The organism is Sulfurimonas sp. (assembly GCF_014859695.1).
GTDB lineage: Bacteria > Campylobacterota > Campylobacteria > Campylobacterales > Sulfurimonadaceae > Sulfurimonas.
Window position 1 is genome coordinate 1 of the sequence record NZ_JACUTS010000062.1, and the last position, 10,113, is coordinate 10,113.

The 10,113-nt window shown below is 36.7% G+C and carries 12 protein-coding genes; 7 read left to right on the forward strand and 5 right to left on the reverse strand.

Annotation, left to right across the window (positions count from 1 at the left end; all coding sequences use genetic code 11):
• Window positions 1-77: 77 nt before the first annotated feature.
• On the forward strand, window positions 78-365 hold the full coding sequence (locus IBX42_RS09485) for a hypothetical protein (RefSeq protein WP_294932232.1): 288 nt from the start codon (window positions 78-80) through the stop codon (window positions 363-365).
• Between the two features lie 59 nt (window positions 366-424).
• Here the strand turns inward: IBX42_RS09485 and IBX42_RS09490 are convergent, their stop codons facing one another.
• Entirely contained in the window at window positions 425-667 is a 243-nt protein-coding gene (locus IBX42_RS09490) for a hypothetical protein (protein WP_294932235.1), read from the reverse strand.
• Between the two features lie 333 nt (window positions 668-1,000).
• Between IBX42_RS09490 and IBX42_RS09495 the strand changes: the two genes are divergently transcribed.
• From IBX42_RS09495 to IBX42_RS09505, 3 genes are all read left to right on the forward strand, one after another.
• A complete protein-coding gene (locus IBX42_RS09495; protein WP_294932238.1) occupies window positions 1,001-1,807 on the forward strand; it encodes a hypothetical protein in 807 nt (268 codons plus the stop codon).
• A gap of 145 nt (window positions 1,808-1,952) precedes the next feature.
• On the forward strand, window positions 1,953-2,735 hold the full coding sequence (locus tag IBX42_RS09500) for a transposase (protein ID WP_294932241.1): 783 nt from the start codon (window positions 1,953-1,955) through the stop codon (window positions 2,733-2,735).
• Between the two features lie 200 nt (window positions 2,736-2,935).
• On the forward strand, window positions 2,936-3,325 hold the full coding sequence (locus IBX42_RS09505; RefSeq protein WP_294932243.1) for a hypothetical protein: 390 nt from the start codon (window positions 2,936-2,938) through the stop codon (window positions 3,323-3,325).
• A gap of 121 nt (window positions 3,326-3,446) precedes the next feature.
• Here the strand turns inward: IBX42_RS09505 and IBX42_RS09510 are convergent, their stop codons facing one another.
• Together IBX42_RS09510 and IBX42_RS09515 are read right to left on the reverse strand one after the other, a co-directional pair.
• Entirely contained in the window at window positions 3,447-3,686 is a 240-nt protein-coding gene (locus IBX42_RS09510; RefSeq protein WP_294932245.1) for a hypothetical protein, read from the reverse strand.
• 274 nt (window positions 3,687-3,960) lie between these two features.
• A complete protein-coding gene (locus IBX42_RS09515) occupies window positions 3,961-5,190 on the reverse strand; it encodes a DEAD/DEAH box helicase (RefSeq protein ID WP_294932246.1) in 1,230 nt (409 codons plus the stop codon).
• 120 nt (window positions 5,191-5,310) lie between these two features.
• Between IBX42_RS09515 and adk the strand changes: the two genes are divergently transcribed.
• Window positions 5,311-5,958 carry an adenylate kinase gene (gene adk, locus IBX42_RS09520; RefSeq protein WP_294932249.1) on the forward strand — a complete coding sequence of 216 codons (648 nt, stop codon included), beginning with the start codon at window positions 5,311-5,313 and terminating at the stop codon, window positions 5,956-5,958.
• A 22-nt stretch (window positions 5,959-5,980) separates the two neighbouring features.
• Here adk and IBX42_RS09525 read toward each other — a convergent pair whose 3' ends face one another.
• Window positions 5,981-6,550 (reverse strand): adenylate kinase, encoded by a 570-nt coding sequence (locus IBX42_RS09525; RefSeq protein ID WP_294932252.1) that lies wholly within the window; start codon window positions 6,548-6,550, stop codon window positions 5,981-5,983.
• A gap of 7 nt (window positions 6,551-6,557) precedes the next feature.
• The gene (gene aspS, locus IBX42_RS09530; protein ID WP_294932255.1) at window positions 6,558-8,312 is read right to left on the reverse strand and encodes an aspartate--tRNA ligase; all 1,755 of its coding nucleotides are present in this window, start codon (window positions 8,310-8,312) and stop codon (window positions 6,558-6,560) included.
• 129 nt (window positions 8,313-8,441) lie between these two features.
• Between aspS and IBX42_RS09535 the strand changes: the two genes are divergently transcribed.
• Window positions 8,442-9,296 (forward strand): NAD(+)/NADH kinase, encoded by an 855-nt coding sequence (locus tag IBX42_RS09535; RefSeq protein WP_294932258.1) that lies wholly within the window; start codon window positions 8,442-8,444, stop codon window positions 9,294-9,296.
• A 15-nt stretch (window positions 9,297-9,311) separates the two neighbouring features.
• On the forward strand, window positions 9,312-9,833 hold the full coding sequence (locus IBX42_RS09540; protein WP_294932260.1) for a DUF4136 domain-containing protein: 522 nt from the start codon (window positions 9,312-9,314) through the stop codon (window positions 9,831-9,833).
• The last annotated feature ends 280 nt before the right edge of the window (window positions 9,834-10,113 follow it).

Below are 10,113 nucleotides of genomic sequence, written 5' to 3' on the forward strand. Positions count from 1 at the left end.
ACATGCGTAAAAGTTCATTTTTATCTGCTGCTTTATTTTTTTTATGTATTATACTGAAAACAGTTAAGGAAAAATAGATGTCATATGCACAGCAACTAGAAGAGTTAATAACAAAAAACGTTATTCCGGATATTGACGATAGATTGGATGAAATTTTTGAGGAGATTTCCGAGAGTAAAGAAGCCGGTAAGGATTTAAAAGAGGAGATAGAGGAGCTTCGCGAATTTAAAGCGGACTTACAGGATGTTCTAGAAGATTTAAAAAGCGGAGACATGGAAGAAGATGAGTGTAAAGAGCTTATAGATGATATTTTAGAGGCTCAAAAAGAGTCTCAAGATGATGATTTTGGATTTGAAGAGGATTGATTCTCCGTGGTTTTGCATGTCGATTTGACATGTAAAACCAGTTTGAAAATCTAAAATAATCACTTACTTTCTTCATTACCCAGCACAAACCAATTTTTCTCCTTAGTTTTTACTACCTCTTTTTTACCAGTTGTATCAATCAGTTGTTTAATGATAGCGGCATTTTTAATCATTTTGTTCACCGCTCTAACCTGTTTTGAAGTTTGTGGCTTATCTACAGGTGTTATGGGAATCCAGTTCTCATCTGCAGATGCAGTGCTTGCTAGAGAGAGTGATAGCAAAAATGGCACTAACAGTTTCATAAAACCCTTTTTTAGTGAAATGATACAGTAATGATTTTAAACTCGAAGCATCTTCTTTTTTAACTTCAATTTTCAATCCTTCACTTAAGCAACATTTTGCAAGATATTTGACAATTAACACACATTATGTGATTTAATTTGAATATACAGTATTAAACGAACACTCAAACTTTAAGAATTTTATAGAATTTTTCTCTTTTTTGTTCAGAATATGACAAATTGTCATATTCTTTGTTAAATAACTAACAAACAGAATGTAAGTTATTTATGTGAACTAAGGTTGTTTTGCATATAATGTAGTTGAACAAATAGTTAAGAGTACAAGAAGTAAAAATGAAAAACCAAAAAATATGCACATACTGTAAAGAAGAGAAAAAATTCACAAAAGAACATTTATGGCCTAATTCTTTACATAAAAGACTTTATGCTGCTAATGAACAAAATGAAAATTATTTTTGGTTATCTAGATTGCAGCGGACTATTCCCAATGAGCCAACAATAAAAGATGTATGTGCTCACTGTAATAATATAACTTTATCTATTCTAGATTCGTATATTTGTAATTTGTTTGATAGAGACTTTATTAACATTATTAAATTCAATGAGAAAATTTCCTTTGAATATGACTATCATTTATTAAAACGCTGGTTATTGAAAATGAGCTACAACTCTGCAAGAATTCATAGTGCTCATGATGAAAAAGCACTAGAGGAGATGTTACCCTACATTTTAGGGAAAAATGATAAATTAGGGCGTTCTGTTCAACTTTTTGCTCTACTTACTTATCCAGAGGAAGTCAAAAAAAAAGAAATTGATAAAACCGTAACTTCAGACGAAACAATAATACTTGAGCCAACAATCCATAGAGTAGGACATATTTTTTTTAGAGTTCCAAATCTAGGTCAAAAAATACTTCGTATAGTACATCTGCGTTCTTTTTCATTTTTATTGGCATTTTGGCCACCAGCAGGAGGAAAAGCAGAACAAAATGATTTTGAATCGATCATTACAAGTAAAATGAATGGATTGAAATTACTACGTGCTAATGAAAAAATCATTACATTGGAATGTGTTGGAATGGGTGCTTATAGGTCTTTGAAAGATTCAAGAAGTCAATTTGAAATTACACCCCAGGGGTAACATCTCCACTTTTCACACACAAACTATAATCCTAAACTAAAACATTTCAAAATGTCATATTTTTTGAAAAATCATTTTATTCATGTAATAATATGTATATTAAACATCAGTAGTAACACAACTACTGACTATTAAAGGGTCTAAAATGCCAACACGACCACGCATAGATTTAGCAGGTTTCCACCATGTTATCAACAGAGGTGTAAACCGTTGTGATGTATTTAATCATGCTAGTGATAAAGATATGTTTTTACAAATCATTAATAAAACAGCGACCATACACAAAGTTTATCTTCATGACTATTGTTTGATGAACAACCACTACCACCTTCTTATAGAAACACAAAAAGAAAACTTATCTACATTTATGCGCATAGTAAGCGCAAACTATTCGCAATACTTCAACAAAAAATATAAACGTAGCGGACACCTGTGGCAAGACAGGTATAAATCTAAATACATAACATCAGATGAGTACATTTACACACTTATACGCTACATAGAAAACAATCCAATAGAAGCAGGTATTACGGACAGCATAAAGAACTATCCTTACACCTTGGCATCTCAAATATTGAATGCAAAAAGTGTACATCCGTGTGCAAGAGAGTCTATGTTGTTAATAGATTTTGATATACAAACTTTGTGTGAGCTTTTAGAAACACCACTTAGTGAAAATGAGCTAGATTATCTTAAGGAAAAAGATAAACAAAAAATTCAAAAAACAGACGATGGCATAAAGATAAAGAAATCAAAAGCATTTGTAGAACATTTCAGTGATATACAAAATAGGCATGATAGAAATTTTGCTATAATAAATGCACATTTAGACGGATATTCTCAGGTAGAAATCGCCAATCATTTAAACTTGTCTAAATCACTTGTGTCTAAAGTTGTAAAAAATGGAGATGTTGCCCCTGGGGTGTAATGAGGGGTGTAATGACAAGTCCTCGTCTGTTGTCTTTTAATGTTCTTAGCTCTTCGCATAGGTTAAATTCTTTCATACTCTCTATAAAGCATTTTTTATTCCTTTGTATGAATCAGCCGTGCAACTATAGGAGTATAGTATAGTGATTTAAATTGATTTATACTATATTTACAGTAAATTTAATTTTTGGAGGTTCTTATATGAAGAGAATAATTTTAGGACTCAGTGTACTTTTAATATTGGTACAAAACGGGCTTGCTAAAAGTGATGCTGAATGGGACAAGCTAATAGCTAATACATCAGATGAATATTGGAAACAGTCACACAAATGTGATAAAGAAGCGCTAAATCATATGAGAACAGGAAACGTGAATGAATGCTTAAAATCAATAGAATTACAAAAGAAAAATCCAAATGGTAAGCTTAATATAGCAATAACTTATGGAAATACAGGTCTTTTATATGATGAAAGTGTAGGTGATAAGCTAAAAGCATATATGTATTATATGAAAGCAGCTAAATTAGGTAATACTGGTGCTCAAAAAAATTTAAGTCTTATGTGTAAACAAGACCCTTGGGCATGTAAATAATAATGAAAGATATTATTTATGAAAATATCATAAAAATAATAACCATTATACCCATCAGCATAATATTTATATTTTTTAATGGGTATGACAATTTTAAACTTGAGACAATCTCAAAACTTAATTATCTTTTATTTGCAGGATTTGCCATAATTTCTTCCTTTATTTTAAGCATATTGTTTAAAAAATTATTTAAGTTTAAATTCTTTATAACAGCAATAACAACTGTCGTAAATACAACTATTGTAGCAATATCATCTGTAATTGGTTTTGCTATATATTTATTTTTTATATCAGACAATACAAATTCAACAAAAACGTTAATTTTATTTGCTTCGTTGCTTGCAGTACTTATATTTGCCATTAGTGCATTACTATATATAAAAAATAAAGAGACCAGCATTAAAGCATAACACATGCGAGGAGACCAGTAATTTACCCTAGCGGGAAAATTATTGCTCATGACAGTTGCTATCTACTCACTAAAACTCTAGTCAATAATTCCTTCCTTGTGTAACACAAAGTACTTAAATTAGTTTTCTATGTTCCAAAAAGTGTTCAAAAAGTTAAAACTGCAAAGTTCCATAAATCTTAAGTGGTTATGGAACAAAAAGTGACCTTTCAAATCAGACATAGCCCTATTTAAGGGCCCTTTCTCTTGCTTTGTCTTTTTTGCTTTTGCCCTTGCCTTTAATCGGCTGTGGACCTTTTACTTTTAGGACAGCTTCGCCTTTGAGCGCAAAGCCCTCTATCTGCTCCATTGTTATATTTACTTTGCATCTCTTTTGAATGATATTAAAATGCGCTTTATCCTCATGAGATATAAATGAGATTGCCATTCCTAACTTGCCGGCTCTTGCTGTACGTCCGATGCGGTGGATATAGTCGGTCGGCGAGCGAGGAAGGTCAAAGTTTATAACATATGAGACATTCTCAATATCGAGTCCTCTAGCGGCTATATCGGTTGCAAAGAGTATGCGTACCTTTTTGGCTTTAAACTCATCTAACGTAAGTGTGCGCTCATCTTGAAGCAAATCCCCGTGAAACGACTCCGCCTTGTAGCCGTACTTTTTAAACTTAGCCGCTATGTTGTCCGTGGCTCTTTTGTTTGCCATAAACACAAGAACTTGCTCTAGTTTTTCATTGTCAAGCAGATGTCTTAGAAGCGGGCCGCGATTTTCACGATTTACTTCTATGGCGCGCTGCACCACACTCTCTACAGTAGGCACATCTTGCTCAATATTTACTCTGAGGGGATTTTGTGTAATCTTTGAGGCAATATCTAAGATTTTTTGAGGGTAGGTTGCAGAGAAGAGAAGGTTTTGGCGCTTTTGCGGAATCGCTTCAAGTATGGCATCAAGCTCCTGCGAAAAACCAAGGTTTAGCATCTTGTCTGCTTCATCAAGAACGAAAAATTCAAGATGAGAGAGGTTTGTCTGCTTTTTTGTAAGCACGTCAAGAAGTCGTCCTGAGGTCGCTACCAAGATATCGCATCCCTGCTGAATAGCATAGATTTGATTACCTATGCTCTCTCCGCCGATAATAGAGACAACCTTTGGTTTTCTCTTTAAATCTGCGCCAAAAGTGTTAAAAGCATCAGCAACTTGAAGCGTAAGTTCACGAGTAGGGGTTATAACAAGTGCTTTTATCTTAGGCTTTCCTTCGCCGACACTCTTAGCCCAGAGTTCAAGTATCGGCAGTACAAAAGCGGCACTTTTACCGCTTCCGGTCTGCGCCATCGCCATAATATCATGATGTTTCAGCGCAAGAGGAATAACCTTTTCTTGAATAGGAGTAGGCGTTATAAAGCCGCTTTTTTTAAGCGCGCTTTGGATTTGCGGTGAGAGACCCAGTTTGGAAAATGGCATTTGGCTTCCTATAGTTAATTGAGTGTATTTTATGAAAGTTACGCTTCAGAGGAGGTTTATTTATAGCTAGTTTTAACTACATTTATATATAATTTCAAATACAAAATAGATAGGATAAATATGAGAATAATATTACTTGGAGCTCCGGGCGCCGGAAAAGGGACTCAGGCAGGATTTTTAACGAAAAGATATAACATTCCTCAAATCTCTACGGGAGATATGCTCCGTGGAGCTATTAAAGCAGGCACAGAGTTGGGTAAAATGGCTAAAGCGGCTATGGATGCCGGTCAACTGGTAACTGATGAGATAATTATCGGTCTTGTAAAAGATAGAATCCAAGAAGATGATTGTAAAAACGGTTTTTTATTGGACGGTTTTCCTCGTACCATTGCTCAAGCAGACGCTCTTAAGAGTGCAGGTGTAGATATTGATGCTGTCATTGAGATAGATGTTCCAGATACAGAGATAGTGAAGCGTATGTCAGGTCGTCGTGCACACTTGGCAAGCGGGCGAACTTACCATTTAGTTTACAATCCGCCAAAAGTAGGTGGCAAAGATGATGTTACTGGTGAAGACCTTGTTCAAAGAGATGACGATAAAGAATCGGTTGTGCTTGATAGACTAAAAGTTTATCACGAACAGACAAAACCTCTTATCGGTTACTATAAAGAGCAAGCAGACAAGATAGCTTCTTTGACGTACATTACTGTTGATGGAACTGCCGATATATCTGAAGTTGAAGCGGCTATCGTTTCAAAACTCGGTTAATTGAACCCGTTGTTGGGTTCAATTAAATTTTAGAGTTTATAAAATCCTGCATCTCAGAAACTATTGTCTCAATAGTTCCTTCGCCGGATATTACATGTAAAAGATTTTTAGCCTTGTAAAACGCTTCTATATCTGCCAAAGGCTCTGTGTAAACCTTCATACGGTTATCAAAAACTTCATTATTGTCATCAGCACCACGAGCACGACCAAGAACTCTATCTCTAGCAGTCTCTTCGCTTACATGTACTTCTATAACGCTTATAAGTTCTAAGGATGAGTCTGCATGTAGGTATTCATCCAAAGCATTCAGCTGCTCCATGCTTCTTGGATAACCATCGATAATGATGATGTCGGTTGGAGCATTTTTTATAGCGTTTATGATAGTCTCTATGGCTATTTTTATAGGAACAATTAAGCCTTTTGAGATGTAGTTGTCTATTTCAGAGCCAAGTTTACTGCCGCTTGCAACTTCTGCGCGGAGCATATCGCCGGTGGAGTAGTGTGTTATTTTGTCATTTTGTTTGGCGATTAACTCTGCATCGGTAGTTTTACCGGAGCCGGGTGCTCCGATGATTAAAAATAGCTTTTTCATAATATGGTTATTTTACTTGTTCGCGTAGTCTAATATGAAGGTCGCGAAGCTGAGTGTTATCAACAGTACTAGGTGCTTTTGTTAAAATACAAGAAGCTTTTTGCGTTTTAGGAAATGCAATAACATCGCGTATGCTTGATTTTTTGGTAATTAGCATCATAAGTCTGTCAAATCCTATTGCAAAACCGCCATGTGGAGGAGCGCCGAATTTAAGAGCATCGAGCAAGAAACCAAATTTCTCTTTTGCTTCTTCCTCATCAATACCAAGTAGTTTGAAAACCTCTTCTTGAACTTCAGGCTTGTGGATACGAATACTTCCCCCGCCTAGTTCTGTACCGTTTAAAACGATGTCGTATGCGATAGATTCTATCTCTTCTACATCATCTTTATCGGTATCTTTTGGCTGTGTAAATGGATGGTGAAGTGCTTTTACTCGTCCATCTTCAATCTCAAACATAGGAAAATCAACAACCCATACAAATTCAAAAGCATCTTTATCTACAAGATTCATCTTCTCATGTTCGGCAATAAAGATTCTAAGACGACCCATGTAGTCCCATACGGTTTTTTTATCGCCTGCGCCGAAGAAAACGACATCACCCAGCTCCATACCGAGTCTCTCGACTAAAAGCGCAATATCATCTTCACTAAAAAACTTAATGAGAGGACCTTTAAGACCATCTTCTTTCATCTGGAAGTAGCCAAGACCTTGTGCGCCGAACTGGCGTACATAATCCTCAAAACTTTTCATCTCTCTCTTTGAGAAAACTAAGTCTGCACCGGGAACTTTTAGAGCCTTGATGCGGTTTGTATGCGGTTTTTTTGCAATATTTGTAAAAATCTCATTGTCGCATCTCTCAAATATATCAATAACGTCAACCATCTTAAGGTCATATCTCAAATCAGGCTTATCAGAACCGTACCACTCCATAGCGTTCATATGTGAAATACGGTTAAACGGAGCTTTGACATTGATGCCGCAAGCGCCAAACATAGCTTCAAGAAGATCCTCAGCTACTTTTATAACATCCTCTTGGTCGCAGAAGCTCATCTCGACATCTATTTGAGTAAATTCAGGCTGACGATCGGCTCTTAAATCTTCATCACGAAAACATTTTGCTATCTGGAAATATCTGTCAAATCCGCCGACCATCAAAAGTTGTTTGAAAAGCTGCGGAGATTGTGGAAGTGCATAGAACTCACCACTGTGAACGCGAGATGGAACGAGATAATCTCTAGCGCCCTCTGGGGTTGATTTTGTTAAAATAGGAGTTTCAACCTCTAAAAAGCCGTTTGCGTCAAGTATATTTCTTGCCGCGATTGCCGCTTTTGAGCGAAGGCGAAACGTTTCATACATTGCAGGGTCTCTTAGCTCCAAGTAGCGGTATTTAAGTCTTATCTCTTCGCCGACATTTTGATCGCCGATAGCAAAAGGAATAGGAGCTGATTTGTTCTCAATAATAAGCTCTTTTACTATAACTTCAATAGCGCCTGTTTTAAGACGAGGATTTACAAGACCCTCTCCGCGATGACGAACTGTTCCCTTAGCTATGAGAACATACTCATCACGAACGCCGTCTGCTGCTTTGTGAGCGCTAACATTCTCTTCAGGGTCGCATGTAAGCTGAATAAGACCGCTTTTATCTCTTAAATCAATAAAAATAATCCCGCCATGATCACGGTAACTGTTTGCCCAACCTGTTAGAACAACGTCTTGCCCGACGTTTGCTTCACTTAAATCTGTACAATAATGACTTCTCATAAACATAGAGTCCTGGTAAATAATTTTCGCGATTATATCTAAATTTGGCTTATCGCATAATTAGAGAGATTTTTTATTTTAACGCTAAAGAGTGTATAATCAAGGAAAGAATTTTAATAAAGAGATATTTTGAAAAGCAAAGAGATTAAAAAAATCGGTGTAGTTTTAAGACCCCTAACCCCGGAACTAAAAGATGGCTACCTAAAGGTGGAGAAGATTTTTAAAAGCCACAACATAGATGTTTTACTTGAGAGCAAAAGTGCCAAAATGATTGGCATGAGCGGTGAGAGTTTTAAAAACATCTGCATGGAGTGCGACTTTATAGTGAGTTTTGGTGGCGACGGTACACTTATATCTACGGTGAGAAAATCATTTGATTTTGACATCCCGATACTCGGTGTTCATGCAGGAAACCTTGGTTTTTTGGCAGATCTCTCACTTGATGAACTTGACGCATTTGTTGAAAAAATTATCCAAAACAGATACAAAGTAGATGAGAGAGCAGTTCTAGAAGCAACGGTTATAAAAAACACAAAAGAGGTCAAGTACTACGCTTTTAACGACATCGTACTTACCCGTACGCGTGTTTCAAACATGATACACATAGAGACACTTGTGGATTCTCAAGCCTTTAACACTTACTATGGTGATGGGGTAATCGTCTCAACCCCAACCGGTTCAACGGCGTACAACCTCTCTGCCGGCGGTCCTGTGCTTTTTCCTATGTCAAATGTGTTTGCCCTCACACCCATCTGCCCTCACTCACTGACGCAAAGACCGCTTGTGCTTCCGGGGAAATATGCCATAGAGATGAAGACATCAGAAGAGAGAGCGCTTATTATCATAGATGGACAAGATGTGCATGAACTAGAACTCGGCGAGAGCGTGCATATAAAACTAGCAACAAAGACCGTAAAGTTGATACACAGAGAAGAATATAACTACTTTGAGGTGTTAAAAGAGAAACTAAGATGGGGCGAATAGCCAAAAGGAGTCTAAATGTTTAAATATATACTTCCACTTCTGCTGATTCTGTTTGCGGGATGCTCGGCTAAAAAAGCAGATATTGATTTTGATCCATCTTTTAATATTGCCGCGCTGTCGACATTTGCAGTAGTTTATACCAAAGCCGAGGATTCAGGTGCGCTAAACGATGAGCGCATAGTTGAAGCAATCACCAATGAGATGCAGGCAAAAGGGTATGTCAGCACACCGGAACATGAGGCAGATTTTCATATAATATTTCAGAGCATTATAAGAGAGGACGTTCCATCAAACGTCGGTTTAGGCTTTGGTCTTGGCACGTTTTCAAGCGGGCTTGGTCTCTCGCTAGGAACCGCAAGAGGCTTTTCAAACGACAAAGGAACTCTGTTTATAAATATGCTAGACCCTGCAACGCAAAAGATATTTTGGTATGCAAAGCTAACTAAAAACATCGAGAGTTTTGAAACGCCGCAGGAGCGTGCCGAGTACTTCAATGAAACGGTCTCTGCGATGCTTAAAGAGTTTCCTCAAAAGTAGCTGCATCTATAAAATAAAATTGGCGAGCTTAGATTTTAACTGATGTTACGCACTTTTATGAAAAGCGCATAACATACCTTAAAATTCTCGAAAAACAAAGTTTTTTGTAGCTTTTAGGTATGCTAACCAATGGCATACTCCATGGCAAGGGGGTTGTAGGGACATCTGTCCCTGCCACTAAAACGGACGAGTTCGTTTTAGTGCATAACATTAAATTTTAACAATAAAGAAGTATAATTTGAAATATTTTAAAAGGTGCATATGAATGATAGAGCGATTC

What these genes read in the sequence shown, in the direction of transcription:
- aspS (WP_294932255.1), bottom strand. Translation starts at nt 8,312, where the DNA reads ATGAGAAGTCATTATTGTACAGATTTAAGTGAAGCAAACGTCGGGCAA.
- IBX42_RS09540 (WP_294932260.1), top strand. Translation starts at nt 9,312, where the DNA reads ATGTTTAAATATATACTTCCACTTCTGCTGATTCTGTTTGCGGGATGC.
- IBX42_RS09510 (WP_294932245.1), bottom strand. Translation starts at nt 3,686, where the DNA reads ATGGCAAATATAAGTACTGCAAGCAACGAAGCAAATAAAATTAACGTT.
- IBX42_RS09500 (WP_294932241.1), top strand. Translation starts at nt 1,953, where the DNA reads ATGCCAACACGACCACGCATAGATTTAGCAGGTTTCCACCATGTTATC.
- adk (WP_294932249.1), top strand. Translation starts at nt 5,311, where the DNA reads ATGAGAATAATATTACTTGGAGCTCCGGGCGCCGGAAAAGGGACTCAG.
- IBX42_RS09525 (WP_294932252.1), bottom strand. Translation starts at nt 6,550, where the DNA reads ATGAAAAAGCTATTTTTAATCATCGGAGCACCCGGCTCCGGTAAAACT.
- IBX42_RS09485 (WP_294932232.1), top strand. Translation starts at nt 78, where the DNA reads ATGTCATATGCACAGCAACTAGAAGAGTTAATAACAAAAAACGTTATT.
- IBX42_RS09495 (WP_294932238.1), top strand. Translation starts at nt 1,001, where the DNA reads ATGAAAAACCAAAAAATATGCACATACTGTAAAGAAGAGAAAAAATTC.
- IBX42_RS09490 (WP_294932235.1), bottom strand. Translation starts at nt 667, where the DNA reads ATGAAACTGTTAGTGCCATTTTTGCTATCACTCTCTCTAGCAAGCACT.
- IBX42_RS09515 (WP_294932246.1), bottom strand. Translation starts at nt 5,190, where the DNA reads ATGCCATTTTCCAAACTGGGTCTCTCACCGCAAATCCAAAGCGCGCTT.
- IBX42_RS09505 (WP_294932243.1), top strand. Translation starts at nt 2,936, where the DNA reads ATGAAGAGAATAATTTTAGGACTCAGTGTACTTTTAATATTGGTACAA.